At 59.0% G+C, this 15,983-nt stretch carries 14 protein-coding genes; 11 read left to right on the top strand and 3 right to left on the bottom strand.

Going from position 1 to position 15,983, the window contains the following annotated elements; genetic code table 11:
* Positions 1–96 precede the first annotated feature (96 nt).
* Positions 97–579 (bottom strand): SsrA-binding protein SmpB, encoded by a 483-nt coding sequence (smpB, locus tag ACU680_RS10335; protein WP_003221505.1) that lies wholly within the window; start codon positions 577–579, stop codon positions 97–99.
* A gap of 119 nt (positions 580–698) precedes the next feature.
* Between smpB and ACU680_RS10330 the strand changes: the two genes are divergently transcribed.
* Genes ACU680_RS10330 through ACU680_RS10320 form a run of 3 tightly spaced genes read left to right on the top strand, consistent with a single transcriptional unit; the run spans position 699 to position 2,851 of the window.
* Entirely contained in the window at positions 699–2,102 is a 1,404-nt protein-coding gene (locus ACU680_RS10330; RefSeq protein WP_007961408.1) for a sodium-dependent transporter, read from the top strand.
* Between the two features lie 7 nt (positions 2,103–2,109).
* Positions 2,110–2,544, top strand: coding sequence for a type II toxin-antitoxin system RatA family toxin (locus ACU680_RS10325; protein WP_448179371.1), 435 nt, complete (start codon positions 2,110–2,112; stop codon positions 2,542–2,544).
* A complete protein-coding gene (locus tag ACU680_RS10320; RefSeq protein WP_448179370.1) occupies positions 2,537–2,851 on the top strand; it encodes an RnfH family protein in 315 nt (104 codons plus the stop codon). The genes ACU680_RS10325 and ACU680_RS10320 overlap by 8 nt, the downstream gene beginning before the upstream one ends.
* A 61-nt stretch (positions 2,852–2,912) precedes the next feature.
* Here the strand turns inward: ACU680_RS10320 and ACU680_RS10315 are convergent, their stop codons facing one another.
* A complete protein-coding gene (locus tag ACU680_RS10315; protein ID WP_007961419.1) occupies positions 2,913–3,440 on the bottom strand; it encodes an outer membrane protein assembly factor BamE in 528 nt (175 codons plus the stop codon).
* A gap of 97 nt (positions 3,441–3,537) precedes the next feature.
* Between ACU680_RS10315 and fur the strand changes: the two genes are divergently transcribed.
* Positions 3,538–3,942 (top strand): ferric iron uptake transcriptional regulator, encoded by a 405-nt coding sequence (gene fur / locus ACU680_RS10310; RefSeq protein ID WP_003221515.1) that lies wholly within the window; start codon positions 3,538–3,540, stop codon positions 3,940–3,942.
* Positions 3,943–4,017: 75 nt separating this feature from the next.
* On the opposite strand, the gene recN is transcribed toward fur, so the two are convergent.
* Complete coding sequence (recN, locus tag ACU680_RS10305) at positions 4,018–5,691, bottom strand: DNA repair protein RecN (RefSeq protein WP_367083051.1); 1,674 nt, start codon at positions 5,689–5,691, stop codon at positions 4,018–4,020.
* 240 nt (positions 5,692–5,931) lie between these two features.
* On the opposite strand from recN, the gene grpE reads away from it, so the two are divergent.
* The 7 genes from grpE (at position 5,932) to greA (ending at position 15,970) form a co-directional block, all read left to right on the top strand.
* Positions 5,932–6,498 (top strand): nucleotide exchange factor GrpE, encoded by a 567-nt coding sequence (gene grpE / locus ACU680_RS10300; RefSeq protein WP_007961425.1) that lies wholly within the window; start codon positions 5,932–5,934, stop codon positions 6,496–6,498.
* A 102-nt stretch (positions 6,499–6,600) separates the two neighbouring features.
* Positions 6,601–8,517, top strand: coding sequence for a molecular chaperone DnaK (dnaK, locus tag ACU680_RS10295; protein ID WP_003221521.1), 1,917 nt, complete (start codon positions 6,601–6,603; stop codon positions 8,515–8,517).
* A 297-nt stretch (positions 8,518–8,814) separates the two neighbouring features.
* Complete coding sequence (dnaJ, locus tag ACU680_RS10290) at positions 8,815–9,939, top strand: molecular chaperone DnaJ (RefSeq protein WP_448179369.1); 1,125 nt, start codon at positions 8,815–8,817, stop codon at positions 9,937–9,939.
* 9 nt (positions 9,940–9,948) lie between these two features.
* Positions 9,949–10,755 (top strand): 4-hydroxy-tetrahydrodipicolinate reductase, encoded by an 807-nt coding sequence (dapB, locus tag ACU680_RS10285; protein ID WP_108591473.1) that lies wholly within the window; start codon positions 9,949–9,951, stop codon positions 10,753–10,755.
* A 257-nt stretch (positions 10,756–11,012) separates the two neighbouring features.
* Positions 11,013–12,149: a glutamine-hydrolyzing carbamoyl-phosphate synthase small subunit gene (gene carA, locus ACU680_RS10280; RefSeq protein ID WP_367083052.1), complete on the top strand. Its 1,137-nt coding sequence runs from the start codon at positions 11,013–11,015 to the stop codon at positions 12,147–12,149.
* Positions 12,150–12,275: 126 nt separating this feature from the next.
* The gene (gene carB, locus ACU680_RS10275; RefSeq protein WP_448179368.1) at positions 12,276–15,497 is read left to right on the top strand and encodes a carbamoyl-phosphate synthase large subunit; all 3,222 of its coding nucleotides are present in this window, start codon (positions 12,276–12,278) and stop codon (positions 15,495–15,497) included.
* Positions 15,494–15,970, top strand: a complete 477-nt coding sequence (gene greA / locus ACU680_RS10270; RefSeq protein ID WP_003221530.1) for a transcription elongation factor GreA — start codon at positions 15,494–15,496, stop codon at positions 15,968–15,970. The genes carB and greA overlap by 4 nt, the downstream gene beginning before the upstream one ends.
* Positions 15,971–15,983 lie beyond the last annotated feature (13 nt).

The raw sequence follows: 15,983 nt of genomic DNA, 5'->3' as shown, positions 1-15,983 counted from the left end.
GAAGCAAAAAGATCGCAGCCTTCGGCAGCTCCTACACAGGAATGTGTTTTTCCCTGTAGGAGCTGCCGCAGGCTGCGATCTTTTAAAGCAGGAAAATTACTCTTCCTTGCCCTTGTTGCGCACGGCGCGCTGCAGCTCTCGACCGGCGTCGCGTTCGCGCTCGGTGTCACGCTTGTCGTATTCCTTCTTGCCCTTGCCCAGAGCGATCTCGCACTTGACCATGTGCTTGCTCCAGTAGAAGGACAGGCACACGCAGGCGTAGCCTTTCTGTTGCACGGCAGCGGCGAGTTTTTCCAGCTCGCGCTTGTTGAGCAGCAGTTTGCGGGTGCGGGTCGGGTCGGCGATGACGTGGGTGCTGGCGGTCATCAACGGTGTGATGTGACTGCCGAGGAGCCAGGCTTCGCCATCCTTGAGCAGCACGTAACTGTCGACCAGTTGCAGCTTGCTTGCCCGCAGACTTTTTACTTCCCAGCCGGCCAGGACCAGACCAGCCTCGAAACGATGTTCGATGAAGTAATCGTGTCGCGCCTTTTTGTTCTGCGCGATGGTCCCTGTTGGGTGTTTCTTCTGTTTAGCCATAGGGGCGGCATTATATGGAGATAAACGGTCCTCGGCTACGGTGATGCTGCGTGCTTGAGCACGTTGAGTGAATCCCGGACAATGCGGCCTCTTTTTCTAACGCTTGGGCGTGATATTCAATGTCGACAGACAAGGTTTCTGTCCACGGCAGTTGGGCTAGCCGCTGGGTTTTCATATTCGCCGCGACCGGTTCGGCCGTGGGACTGGGCAGCATCTGGAAATTCCCCTACATGGTCGGGGTCTACGGTGGCGGCGCCTTCGTGCTGATGTTTCTGGCCTGCATCGCCCTGATCGGAATCCCGGTCATGCTGGCCGAAACCCTGATCGGCCGCCGCGCACGGCAGAGTCCGGCGAACGCCCTGAAGGTGCTGGCACTGGAAGCCGGGCATTCGGGCAAGTGGTCGTGGGGCGCATTTGCCGGGATGATCACGGCGCTGCTGATCCTGTCTTTCTATAGTGTGGTTGGCGGCTGGTCGCTGGATTACATCATCGACATGGGGCGCGGCGACTTCCAGGGCGCTACGGCGGAGCAGGTTGGCGCTTATTTCGGCAATGTCATCTCCGATCCCTGGCGCCTGACACTTTGGCACACAGTTTTCATGCTGTTGTCGGCCGTGGTGATCGCCAAAGGCGTGGTTGCCGGGCTTGAGCGCAGTCTGCGGATCATGATGCCGCTGCTGTTCGTGATGGTGCTGGTGTTGCTGGGTTACAGCATGACCACCGGGCATTTCATGGAAGGCGTGCATTTCATGTTCGATTTCCACCCGGAAAAAGTCCTCGACGGCTTGCTGCCCGCCATGGGCCATGCGTTCTTTTCCCTGAGCGTGGGCGTCGGCTCGATCATGATCTACGGCGCTTACATGACCAAGGAAGCCTCGCTGTCCGGCACGGTGGTCGGTGTGGCACTGCTCGACACGTTCGTGTCGCTGGTGGCCGGTCTGGCATTGTTTCCGATTGTGTTCGCCGGCGGTTTGAACCCTAGCGAAGGTCCGGGTCTGATGTTCGTCAGTCTGCCATTTGCCTTCGGTAACGTGGTTTTCGGTCAGTTGATGGGCGTGGTGTTCTTTGTCCTGGTGGCGATTGCTGCCTGGAGTTCGGCGATTTCCCTGCTCGAGCCGATGGTTGCCTATCTGGTTGAACGCACGAAAATCAGCCGCGGCTGGGTGACTTTCTGGTTGGCGTTCATCTGCTGGTTCGTCGGTCTGGGTACGGTTTTCTCCTTCAATATCTGGAAGGAGGCCAAATTTTTCGTGAACGATGGCGGCCTGTTCCACCTCTACCAATGGGGTGCGGCGGGTGGTCTGGACTTCTTCGGCGTGATCGATTTCTTCACCTCGCGGATCATGTTGCCGCTCGGTGGCCTGTGCTTCGTGCTGTTTGCCGGTTGGGTGATGGGGCGTGAGGCGGTGCGTGACGAGTTGTCGATTCGTAACCCGGCGCTGTTTGCCCTGTCCTTGTTCTTGATGCGCTACGTGGCGCCTATCGGCATTCTTGTAGTGTTTGCCGCTCAGCTCTGGAAGTAACGCTTACATGACGACACATATTCAACGTTCGGCGTTGCTGCCATACCCGGCGCAATTCCTCTACGACCTGGTCAACGACGTCGCGCGTTACCCGGAATTCTTGCCATGGTGCTCGTCCGCCGAGGTGCTGGAGAGTTCGCCCGAGCACATGTGTGCCAGCGTTGGCGTGGCCAAGGGCGGTCTGAGTCAGCACTTCGTCACGCGCAATACGCTGGTGCCGGGGCAATCGATCGAGATGAACCTGGAAGAAGGTCCGTTCAATCAGTTGCATGGTGTCTGGGTGTTCAAGGCATTGAACGAGAAGGCCTGCAAGATCAGTCTCGACCTGTCGTTCGACTACGCCGGCCCGCTGGTGCGCGCGACACTCGGTCCGCTGTTCAATCAGGCGGCGAATACGTTGGTGGATGCGTTCTGCCAGCGTGCCAAGCAGATGCATGGTTGAGCCGGTGATCGAGATTGAGGTGGTGTATGCCGCCGTGGATCGTCAGGTTCTGCGCACTTTGCGCGTCCCTCAGGGGACAACAATGCGTGAGGCGGTGCTCAAGTCAGGTATTGGCGATGAATTTCCGGAGCTGGATCTGAGTGATTGTCCGCTGGGGATTTTCGGCAAGGTGGTGGCTGATCCGCAGATTCGCCTGATTCAGGCAGGGGATCGCATCGAGATCTACCGCCCATTGCTGGCGGATCCGAAAGAGGTTCGACGCTTGCGGGCGGCCAAGGCTGCCGAAGCCAAGGCGCGAAATCAGTAGGCTGAGCAAATCGCAGGCAATAAAAAACCCGGAAATTCCGGGTTTTTTATTGCCTCGCACATTACTGCGGCGAGGTGTCCAGCGGCTCAGGCGTCGGAACCGGAACGGTTTCAACACCGTCCACGTCCTTCTGGATCGAATCCAGCAAGGAGCCTGGTTTGGCAGGTTCTTCCGGCTTCGGCTTCTCGGCGTTTTCAGCAGGGGCGGTCACGCTGGTGCCACTGTCCTTGCCGAGAATGGCTTCGTCACGGCTTACGCCCGGCATGAAGTCACCGGACAGGCTGACAAGCTGGTCGTTGGAGTTGAAGTTAACACTCACGCGCTCCTGCTGGCGTTCACCGCCACCAGGTTGCAGGCTGTACAGATAATCCCAGCGATCGGCATGGAACGTGTCGGTCAGCAGAGGGTTACCCATGATAAACCGTACTTGCCGACGGGTCATTCCCGGGCGTAACTGGTCTATCATGTCCTGCGTGACGACATTGCCCTGCTGGATGTCGATTTTGTAAACCCCGGGGAATGAACAACCGGCGAGTGCGAGCAGTCCCACAAAGGTGAAACTGGTTAGCAAGAGCTTGGTGTTTTGCATCGGTGGGCGACTTCCACTATCTTGGCTGGGACAACGTAAACGCCGATCATACCCGCATTAAGAGAAGCTGCGAAGCAGCATCGCGAGAAAGCTGACCATGGTTGAAAATAGCGAACTACGCAAAGCCGGCCTCAAAGTGACCCTGCCACGGGTCAAGATCCTGCAAATGCTCGACTCTACCGAGCAGCGTCACATGAGTGCCGAAGACGTCTACAAGGCGTTGATGGAAGCGGGCGAGGACGTCGGTCTGGCCACGGTTTACCGTGTTCTGACCCAGTTCGAAGCCGCTGGCCTCGTGGTCCGTCACAACTTCGACGGTGGCCACGCGGTATTCGAACTGGCCGACGGTGGCCACCACGACCACATGGTCAACGTGGAAACCGGTGAAGTCGTCGAATTCGTCAGTCCGGAAATCGAAAAGCTCCAGAAGGCAATTGCCGAGGAGCACGGTGTTGATCTGGTAGATCACAATCTGGTGCTGTACGTACGCAAGAAAAAGTAAGCATGTCGCGCGAATTTCAGGTTCGCGAAACGAACGAAGGCGACCCAAGGGTCGCCTTCGTGCTTTCTGCTGCTCTTAAACTTTTGCGGTGACCACCATTTTTTTCGCGTGAGCCAAAGATTCTTTGGTCAGGTCGATGCCACCCAGCATCCGCGCTACTTCCTCTATACGGTCGTTCTTGCTCAGCTTGGACACGGCGGTGTGAGTCGCCTGATCACCACGCACCTTGTGCACGAACAAATGCTGATGACCCTGCGCCGCCACTTGCGGCAAGTGCGTCACGGTCAGCACCTGCCCGCGATCGCCAAGACGCCGCAACAACTGGCCGACGATTTCGGCGGTCGGTCCGCCGATGCCCACGTCTACTTCGTCGAATACCAGGGTCGGCACCCGTGAGGTCTGCGCGGTGATCACCTGAATCGCAAGGCTGATCCGCGACAGCTCGCCACCGGAGGCCACTTTGGCCAACGCTTTCAATGGTTGACCGGGGTTGGCGCTGACCAGCAATTCGACCTGTTCCAGGCCATTGGGCAGTAACTCGTCGCTGCTGTTTGCGCGCAATTCGATGGTGAAGCGACCACCGGGCATGCCAAGGCGCTGGATTTCCTGCTCCACGGCGCTGGCAAGGCTGCCGGCCGCTTGGTGGCGCAAGTCGCTCAGCTCGCGGGCCTTCTCTTGATAATGGCGCGCGTAGGAAGCCAGTTCTTCACCCAGGCGCTCGATGGATTCGTCATTGGCGTTGAGGGTTTCGATTTCATCCAGCAGCTTTTGCTGCATCTCGGCGACTTCGGTTGGCTGGATCCGGTGTTTGCGGGCCAGGGTATAAATCGCGTCGAGGCGTTCTTCCAGATATTGCAGGCGCGCCGGATCGGCATCGAAGTTGTCGAGGAAGCGATTGAGTTCGCCCACGGCTTCTTCGACCTGGATCTGCGCGCTGGTCAGCAGGCTGCTGGCTTCGCCCAGTGCGCCAACCGAGTTGTTCACGCTCGACAGGCGATTGAGGCTGGCGGTCAGTGCATTCAGTACGTTGCCGGAATCGCTTTCGCTGCACTGCTCGACCACTTGTCGGCAAATGCCGAGCAGGGTTTCGGCGTTGGTCAGGTTCTTGTGTTCTTGCTCAAGCTGTTCCAGCTCGTTTTCGCCGAGGCCGAGGTTTTCCAGTTCTTCGAGCTGGTAGCTGAGCAGTTGGTGACGCGCGCGTTGTTCGTCGCCGGAGTTGGAGAGGCGCTCCAGTTCCTGGCGGGTCTGGCGCCAGCGCTGCGCGGCCAGTTGCACCTGACGGGCCAGATCGGTAGCGCCGGCGTATTCGTCGAGCAGGCGGCGATGGGTATCGGTTTTCAGCAGGGACTGGTGTTCGTGCTGACTGTGGATATCGATCAGCAGTTCGCCGAGAGCCTTGAGATCGCCGAGCGGGCAGGGCGTGCCATTGATATAGCCGCGCGAACGGCCTTCGGCGGTGATCACCCGACGCAGAATGCACGGGCCGTCGTTTTCCAGGTCGCGCTCGGCCAGCCAGGCATGGGCTTCAGGGATGTCGACCAGATCGAAGGTGGCGAGAATGTCGGCCTTGTCGGCGCCCGGGCGGACCACACCGCTGTCGGCGCGATCGCCGAGGGTCAGGCCCAGCGCGTCGAGCATGATCGACTTGCCGGCGCCGGTTTCCCCTGTGATCACGCTCATCCCGCGATCGAGTTCGAGATCGAGATGTTCAACGATGGCGTAGTTGTGTACGGACAGGTGCACCAGCATAAAGGCCGCTCCCAGGCTTTAGGTCTGGTTATTTATACAGTGTTTTGTTTCGGCCTGACAATGCCCTCGCTTAGCTCGATTTGCTTGATCCGATCAAATGCTTAGTCCGAGCGGGAATGACAATGCAGCACTTTTTTGTAGGGTTAATCATTGCAGGCCCTTGAAGCCTGATTTTGCGACCCCATATATCGGGGCAGAAGCGCGAGTACAGCTCGCGGACGTAATTGAAAGGAGAATTCTATGGCTGACGAACAGACAGTAGATACGCAAAATCCAGAAGCCAATCAGGCGCCCGAGACTTCGGGTGACGACCTGGCGACCCGTGTACAAGTGCTCGAAGAGCAGTTGGCCGCCGCGCAGGATCAGTCGCTGCGCGTAGCTGCCGATCTGCAGAACGTCCGCCGCCGTGCCGAGCAGGATGTCGAGAAGGCGCACAAGTTTGCGCTGGAAAAATTCGCCGGTGACCTGCTGCCGATCGTTGACAGCCTGGAGCGCGGCCTCGAGCTGTCGAGCCCGGACGACGAAAGCATCCGCCCGATGCGCGAAGGCATCGAGCTGACCCTGAAAATGTTCCACGACACCCTCAAGCGTTATCAGCTTGAAGCGATCGATCCGCATGGCGAACCGTTCAACGCCGTTCACCATCAGGCGATGGCCATGCAGGAAAGCGCCGACGTCGAACCGAACAGCGTTCTGAAGGTGTTCCAGAAGGGCTATCAGCTCAACGGTCGCCTGTTGCGTCCGGCCATGGTTGTGGTCAGCAAGGCGCCGGCGCCAATTTCGCCTTCGATTGACGAGAAGGCTTGAAATTAGCCGCAAGGCCCCCATTTAGAAGTCAAGCGTTTAAGTATTACCGCAGTTAGCCACCACTGCTGCGGCAACAAAATCCAAAGTTTCGGGAGAGTGAACATGGGCAAAATTATCGGTATCGACCTGGGGACTACCAACTCCTGCGTCTCCGTGCTGGAAAACGGCGTAGCCAAAGTTATCGAAAACGCCGAAGGCGCGCGTACCACGCCGTCGATCATTGCTTACGCCAACGATGGTGAAATCCTCGTTGGTCAGTCGGCCAAGCGTCAGGCAGTGACCAACCCGCACAACACCCTGTACGCGGTGAAGCGTCTGATCGGTCGCAAGTTCGACGAAGAAGTCGTACAGAAAGACATCAAGATGGTCCCGTACAAAATCGCCAAGGCTGACAACGGCGACGCCTGGGTTGAAGTGAACGGCCAGAAAATGGCGCCGCCACAAATCTCGGCTGAAATCCTGAAGAAGATGAAGAAGACCGCCGAAGACTACCTCGGCGAGCCTGTGACCGAAGCGGTAATCACCGTGCCGGCCTACTTCAACGACAGCCAGCGTCAGGCGACCAAAGACGCCGGCCGCATCGCCGGTCTGGACGTTAAACGTATCATCAACGAACCAACCGCAGCGGCTCTGGCTTACGGTATGGACAAGGCCAAGGGCGATCACACCGTGATCGTTTACGACCTGGGTGGCGGTACTTTCGACGTTTCCGTGATCGAGATCGCTGAAGTTGACGGCGAGCACCAGTTCGAAGTGTTGGCCACCAACGGTGACACCTTCCTCGGCGGTGAAGACTTCGACATTCGTCTGATCGACTACCTCGTTGACGAATTCAAGAAAGAAAGCGGCATGAACCTCAAAGGTGACCCGCTGGCCATGCAGCGCCTGAAAGAAGCCGCTGAGAAAGCCAAGATCGAGCTGTCGTCCGCTCAGTCGACCGACGTCAACCTGCCGTACATCACTGCAGACGCTACCGGTCCTAAGCACCTGAACGTGAAAATCTCGCGTGCCAAGCTCGAAGCACTGGTTGAAGACCTGGTTCAGCGCACTATCGAACCTTGCCGCATCGCCATGAAAGACGCCGGTATCGACGTTGGCGCGATCAACGACGTGATCCTGGTCGGCGGTCAGACCCGTATGCCGCTGGTACAGAAGCTGGTTACTGATTTCTTCGGTAAAGAAGCACGTAAAGACGTGAACCCGGACGAAGCGGTTGCCATGGGTGCTGCGATTCAGGGCGCCGTTCTGGCCGGTGACGTGAAAGACGTTCTGCTGCTCGACGTCAGCCCGCTGACCCTGGGTATCGAAACCATGGGTGGCGTGATGACCGCGCTGATCGAGAAAAACACCACGATTCCTACCAAGAAATCGCAAGTGTTCTCGACTGCCGACGACAACCAGGGCGCTGTGACCATTCACGTCCTGCAAGGCGAGCGTAAGCAAGCTGCACAGAACAAATCGCTGGGCAAGTTCGACCTGGCCGACATTCCACCCGCTCCACGTGGCGTGCCGCAGATCGAAGTGACCTTCGACATCGACGCCAACGGCATCCTGCACGTCGGCGCGAAAGACAAGGCGACCGGTAAAGAGCAGAAGATCACCATCAAGGCCAACTCCGGTCTGTCGGATGAAGAAATTCAGAAGATGGTTCGCGATGCCGAGCTGAACGCCGAGGAAGACCGCAAGTTTGCTGAGCTGGCTGAATCCCGTAACAAGGGTGATGCACTGGTTCACTCGACTCGCAAAATGGTTACCGAAGCGGGCGACAAGGTCAGCGCTGAAGAGAAGACCGCGATCGAAGCTGCCGTGGTTGCACTGGAAGCCGCTGTGAAAGGCGACGACAAGGCTGCCATCGAAGCGAAGATCGAAGAGCTGTCGAAAGTCTCGGCTCCGGTTGCTCAGAAGATGTACGCCGAACAGGCTCAGCCTGCTGAAGGCGCGGCACCGCACGACGAGAAAGCTGAAAAGGCTGACGATGTTGTCGATGCCGAGTTCGAAGAAGTCAAAGACCACAAGTAAGTTGTTGGTCGGCCGGTTGACTGCCTTGCGGCGGTGACTGGTAGGATGTCGCCGCGCGGGAGCTTGCTCCCGCGTTGGCGTATCTGGAATACACGAATTTTTACAGCATGCGACAAGGTTCGCCTGCTGCTGGTATGGCCGGGAATGCTCCTGCTTTTCGCGCCGCAAGTACCAAATGAAACAAAGACCAGGATCGTTGAATTGACGTGAGTTGGGTCCGGGCCTGTATTGGGGCTCAACGAGTTTGGCCATCCTCAGGAGGGGTTTGCCGAACGTCCTCAAGAGTGCAAAAGACTTATGGCAAAGCGTGACTATTACGAAGTATTGGGTGTAGAGCGTGGTTCAAGCGATGCAGACCTGAAGAAGGCCTATCGTCGTCTGGCGATGAAGCATCACCCGGACCGTAATCCCGATGACAAAGCGTCGGAAGAACTGTTCAAAGAGGCCAATGAGGCCTACGAGGTATTGTCCGATTCTAGCAAGCGCGCGGCGTACGATCAGTACGGTCATGCTGGCGTCGACCCAAGCATGGGTGGCGGTGGCGCCGGTTTCGGCGGGCAGAATTTCTCGGACATCTTTGGCGATGTCTTCAGTGACTTCTTCGGTGGCGGTCGCGGCGGTTCCCGTGGCGGCGCCCAGCGTGGCAGCGATCTGCGCTACACCCTCGAACTGAATCTGGAAGAAGCGGTGCGCGGTACCACCGTGAATATTCGCGTTCCGACACTGGTCAATTGCAAGCCATGCGATGGTTCCGGCGCGAAGAAAGGCTCGTCGCCATCGACGTGCCCGACCTGCGGCGGCATCGGTCAGGTGCGCATGCAGCAAGGCTTCTTCTCGGTGCAGCAGACCTGCCCGCGCTGCCATGGCCAGGGCAAGATCATTTCCGATCCGTGCGATTCCTGCCACGGCGACGGTCGTGTCGAAGAGTACAAGACCCTGTCGGTGAAAGTGCCGGCTGGCGTTGATACCGGCGACCGCATTCGTCTGTCCGGCGAAGGCGAGGCGGGGACTCAGGGCGGTCCGACGGGCGACCTGTATGTTGTGATCAACGTGCGCGAGCACGACATCTTCCAGCGCGACGGCAAACACCTGTTCTGCGAAGTGCCGATCAGCTTCGTTGATGCGGCGCTCGGCGGCGAACTGGAAATCCCGACACTCGACGGTCGCGTCAAACTGAAAATCCCTGAAGGCACCCAGACCGGCAAGCAGTTCCGCGTACGCGGCAAAGGCGTGGCACCAGTGCGTGGCGGTGGCGCGGGCGACTTGATGTGCCGTGTAGCGGTCGAGACGCCAGTCAATCTGAACCGTCGTCAGCGCGAATTGCTCGAAGAATTCCGCAACTCGCTGGCGGACGACAACAGTCACTCGCCGAAAACCACCGGTTGGTTCGATGGTGTGAAGCGCTTCTTCGGCGATCTGTAAGGAGTCGGCATGCGACGTATAGCTGTGATGGGCGCCGCCGGGCGCATGGGCAAGATTCTGGTCGAGGCCGTGCAGCAGCGCGCGCCGCTGACCGGCCTGACCGCGGCGATCGTTCGTCCCGGCAGTACGCTGATCGGGGTGGATGCCGGTGAGCTGGCTTCGCTGGGTCGCATCGGCGTGCCGTTGTCCGGCAATCTTGAGTCGGTGGCTGAAGAGTTCGATGTGCTGATCGATTTCACCCTGCCGGAAGTGATGCTGAAAAACCTCGCGTTCTGTCGCAAGGCCGGCAAGGCCATGGTCATCGGCACCACCGGGCTCGACGCTGCGCAGAAGCAACTGCTGGCCGAGGCGGGCAAGGATATTCCGATCGTGTTCGCGGCCAACTTCAGTGTCGGGGTCAACCTGTCGTTGAAGCTGCTCGAGATGACCGCCCGGGTGCTGGGCGATGATGCCGACATCGAGATCATCGAAGCGCATCACCGGCACAAGATCGATGCGCCTTCGGGTACTGCGCTGCGCATGGGCGAGGTGATTGCCGATGCGCTGGATCGTGATCTGCAGAAAGTCGCGGTCTATGGTCGTGAAGGCCACACTGGTGCGCGCGAGCGGGAAACCATCGGTTTCGCCACCGTTCGCGGTGGTGATGTGGTCGGCGATCACACCGTGCTGTTCGCCTGCGAAGGCGAGCGTCTGGAGATCACGCATAAGGCTTCCAGTCGCATGACATTCGCCAAGGGTGCGGTGCGTGCGGCGTTGTGGCTGGATGCTCGCGAGCCGGGTCTGTATGACATGCAGGATGTGCTCGACCTGCATTGATTGACTGTTTCACACAGCGCAAACGCCCGGTTTGCGCTGGTTTTTCTACACCGCGCGACGGCCTGTCGCATTCTCCGGCCTTTAAGGCTCTTTAGCGGTGGACCAAAAAAGCCTTTTTCTGTAAGCTACAGCTTTAGTGTGTCCACTAAAAGCGCGCAGAATAATTCAGTGAAGAAGCGGGGTGACGTGTCCATACGTCACTCCGCTTTTTTACAACCTGCGATTGCCCTTTCATGCGTTATTTACGGGAGGTCTTCTTGACTAAGCCAGCCATACTCGCCCTTGCTGATGGCAGCATTTTTCGCGGCGAAGCCATTGGAGCCGACGGTCAAACCGTTGGTGAGGTGGTGTTCAACACCGCAATGACCGGCTATCAGGAAATCCTTACCGATCCTTCCTACGCCCAACAGATCGTTACCCTGACTTATCCGCACATCGGCAACACCGGCACCACGCCGGAAGATGCCGAGTCCGACCGCGTATGGTCCGCTGGTCTGGTTATCCGTGACCTGCCGCTGGTAGCGAGCAACTGGCGTAACACGATGTCCCTGTCCGACTACCTGAAAGCCAACAACGTTGTGGCAATCGCCGGTATCGACACCCGTCGCCTGACCCGCATCCTGCGTGAAAAAGGCGCTCAGAACGGCTGCATCATGGCCGGCGACAACATCTCCGAAGAGGCGGCCATCGCCGCGGCGCAAGGCTTCCCGGGCCTGAAGGGCATGGATCTGGCGAAAGTCGTCAGCACCAAGGAAAAGTACGAGTGGCGCTCCACTGTCTGGGATTTGAAGACCGACAGCCACGCGACCATCGAAGCGTCCGAGCTGCCATATCACGTGGTTGCCTACGACTACGGCGTCAAACTGAACATCCTGCGCATGCTGGTCGAGCGCGGTTGCCGCGTCACCGTGGTGCCGGCGCAAACCCCGGCGGCCGTCGTACTGGCGCTCAAGCCGGACGGCGTGTTCCTGTCCAACGGCCCTGGTGATCCGGAGCCTTGCGACTACGCGATCAAGGCGATCAAGGAAGTGCTGGAAACCGAAATTCCGGTCTTCGGCATCTGCCTCGGTCACCAGCTGCTGGCTCTGGCCTCTGGCGCCAAGACCCTGAAAATGGGCCATGGCCACCACGGTGCCAACCACCCGGTACAGGATCTGGACACTGGCGTCGTGATGATCACCAGCCAGAACCACGGTTTCGCGGTTGACGAAGCGACCCTGCCGGCCAACGTGCGTGCGATCCACAAATCGCTGTTCGACGGCACCCTGCAAGGCATCGAGCGCACTGACAAGAGCGCGTTCAGCTTCCAGGGCCACCCTGAAGCGAGCCCGGGCCCGAACGATGTGGCGCCCCTGTTCGACCGCTTCATCAACGAGATGGCCAAGCGACGCTAAGCGTTCGCCTTGAGACTGTAGCGAGAAGCCCTCGAGGGCGGCCCCGACATCGGTGGCGCCCCTCAGGGCTTCAGAAATCGATCAAGACGGCTTGCCGACTGACCTGCGGATTTGAGTGACAAACCCATGCCAAAACGTACAGACATTAAAAGCATCCTGATTCTCGGCGCTGGCCCGATCGTTATCGGCCAGGCCTGCGAATTCGACTACTCCGGCGCCCAGGCCTGCAAAGCCCTGCGCGAAGAGGGTTACCGCGTCATCCTGGTGAACTCCAACCCGGCCACCATCATGACCGACCCGGACATGGCTGACGCCACGTACATCGAGCCGATCAAGTGGCAGACCGTGGCCAAGATCATCGAAAAAGAGCGTCCGGATGCGGTGCTGCCAACCATGGGCGGCCAGACTGCACTGAACTGCGCCCTGGACCTGGAGCGCGAAGGCGTTCTGGAAAAATTCGGCGTGGAAATGATCGGCGCCAATGCCGACACCATCGACAAGGCTGAAGACCGTTCGCGTTTCGACAAGGCCATGAAGTCCATCGGCCTGGAATGCCCGCGTTCCGGTATCGCCCACAGCATGGAAGAAGCCAATGCCGTCCTCGAGCGTCTGGGCTTCCCGTGCATCATCCGTCCGTCCTTCACCATGGGCGGCACCGGTGGCGGTATCGCGTATAACCGTGAAGAGTTCGAAGAAATCTGCGCCCGCGGTCTGGACCTGTCGCCGACCAAAGAGCTGCTGATCGACGAATCGCTGATTGGCTGGAAAGAATATGAGATGGAAGTTGTCCGCGACAAAAAGGACAACTGCATCATCGTCTGCTCGATCGAAAACTTTGACCCGATGGGCGTGCACACCGGTGACTCGATCACCGTTGCTCCGGCACAGACCCTGACCGACAAGGAATACCAGATCCTGCGTAACGCCTCGCTGGCGGTACTGCGCGAGATCGGCGTCGAGACCGGCGGTTCCAACGTGCAGTTCGGCATCTGCCCGGACACCGGCCGCATGGTCGTGATCGAGATGAACCCGCGTGTATCGCGCTCCTCGGCACTGGCCTCGAAAGCCACCGGTTTCCCGATCGCCAAAGTCGCGGCCAAGCTGGCTGTGGGCTACACCCTCGACGAACTGTCGAACGACATCACCGGCGGCAAGACCCCGGCGTCCTTCGAACCGTCGATCGACTACGTCGTCACCAAGCTGCCACGTTTCGCTTTCGAGAAATTCGCCAACGCTGACGCACGCCTGACCACTCAAATGAAGTCGGTCGGCGAAGTCATGGCCATCGGCCGCACCTTCCAGGAATCCCTGCAGAAAGCCCTGCGCGGTCTGGAAGTCGGTGTTTGCGGTCTGGACGAGAAGCTCGACCTGAGCAATCCGGAAAGCATGAGCATCCTCAAGCGCGAGCTGACCGTGCCGGGCGCCGAGCGTATCTGGTACGTGGCGGACGCATTCCGCGCCGGCATGACCGTCGAAGACATCTTCGGCATGAACATGATCGACCCGTGGTTCCTGGTGCAGATCGAAGATCTGATCAAGGACGAAGAGAAGGTCAAGACCCTCGGTCTGTCCGCCATCGACCGCGACCTGATGTTCAAGCTCAAGCGCAAAGGCTTCTCCGATCAGCGTCTGGCCAAACTGCTGGGTGTGACCGAGAAGAACCTGCGTACTCACCGTCAAAAACTGGAAGTGTTCCCGGTCTACAAGCGCGTTGACACTTGCGCGGCCGAGTTCGCCACCGACACCGCGTACCTCTACTCGACGTACGAGGAAGAGTGCGAAGCCGCGCCGTCCGGTCGCGACAAGATCATGATTCTGGGTGGCGGTCCGAACCGTATCGGCCAGGGCATCGAGTTCGACTACTGCTGTGTACACGCTGCCCTCGCTCTGCGCGAAGATGGCTACGAAACCATCATGGTCAACTGCAACCCGGAAACCGTTTCCACCGACTACGACACTTCCGACCGTCTGTACTTCGAGCCGGTAACCCTGGAAGACGTGCTGGAAATCTGCCGCGTCGAGAAGCCGAAAGGCGTGATCGTCCAGTACGGCGGCCAGACTCCGTTGAAACTGGCGCGCGCCCTGGAAGCCGCTGGCGTGCCGATCATCGGTACCAGCCCTGACGCCATCGACCGCGCCGAAGACCGTGAGCGTTTCCAGCAAATGGTTGAGCGCCTGAACCTGCGTCAGCCGCCAAACGCCACCGTGCGCAGCGAAGACGAAGCCGTTCGCGCTGCCGCGAAAATCGGTTATCCGCTGGTGGTGCGCCCGTCCTACGTATTGGGCGGCCGCGCGATGGAAATCGTTTACAAGGAAGACGAACTCAAGCGCTACCTGCGTGATGCGGTGCAAGTGTCCAGCGACAGCCCGGTGCTGCTCGACCACTTCCTCAACTGCGCCATCGAAATGGACGTGGATGCGGTCTGCGACGGTAAAGACGTGGTGATCGGCGCGATCATGCAGCACATCGAACAAGCGGGCGTTCACTCCGGTGACTCCGCGTGCTCGCTGCCGCCGTACTCGCTGCCGGCACACATCCAGGACGAGATGCGCGAACAGGTCAAGAAAATGGCCCTGGAACTGGGCGTTGTCGGCCTGATGAACGTGCAACTGGCGCTGCAGGGCGAAGACATCTACGTCATCGAAGTCAACCCGCGCGCTTCGCGTACCGTACCGTTCGTGTCCAAGTGCATCGGTGTCTCTCTGGCGATGATCGCTGCTCGCGTGATGGCCGGTAAGACTCTGAAGGAAATTGGCTTCACCAAGGAAATCATCCCGAACTTCTACAGCGTGAAGGAGGCGGTGTTCCCGTTCGCCAAATTCCCTGGTGTTGACCCGATCCTCGGCCCGGAGATGAAGTCCACCGGTGAAGTGATGGGCGTGGGCGACACCTTCGGTGAAGCGTTCGCCAAGGCCCAGATGGGCGCGAGCGAAGTGCTGCCGACCGGCGGCACCGCGTTCATCAGCGTGCGTGACGACGACAAGCCGCTGGTTGCAGGCGTGGCCCGTGATCTGATCAACTTGGGCTTCGAAGTGGTCGCGACTGCCGGCACTGCCAAGCTGATCGAAGCCGCAGGCCTGAAAGTGCGTCGTGTGAACAAGGTGACCGAGGGTCGTCCGCACGTGGTCGACATGATCAAGAATGACGAAGTCACCCTGATCATCAACACCACCGAAGGCCGTCAGTCGATCGCTGATTCCTACTCCATTCGTCGTAATGCCCTGCAGCACAAGATCTACTGCACCACCACCATTGCTGCGGGCGAGGCTATCTGTGAAGCGCTGAAGTTCGGTCCCGAGAAGACCGTACGCCGCTTGCAGGATCTACACGCAGGATTGAAGGCATGATCAAATACCCAATGACCGTCCAGGGCGCGAAAGCCCTGGAAGAAGAACACGCTCACCTGACCAAGGTCGTTCGTCCGAAGCTCAGCCAGGATATCGGTACGGCTCGCGAGTTGGGTGACCTGAAGGAAAACGCTGAATACCATGCCGCCCGCGAACAGCAAGGCATGGTCGAGGCGCGGATTCGTGACATCGAAGGCCGGATCCAGAATCAGGTCATCATCGATGTCACGACTATCCCGCACACCGGCAAAGTGATCTTCGGTACCACCGTCGAAATCGCCAACGTCGAGACGGATGAAAGCGTCACTTACCACATCGTGGGTGAGGATGAGGCTGACTTCAAACTCGGCAAGATTTCGGTTGGCTCGCCTTTGGCCCGTGCCTTGATCGGCAAGGAAGAGGGTGATGTGGTCGCCGTGAAAACGCCGAGTGGCGTTATCGAGTACGAGATTGTCGAAGTCCGTCACATCTGAAGGCAGGCGCCCG

Source organism: Pseudomonas sp. LF020 (genome assembly GCF_053456425.1).
Note: the sequence above shows the minus strand (reverse complement) of the source record. Positions and strands in the feature narration are given on the sequence as shown.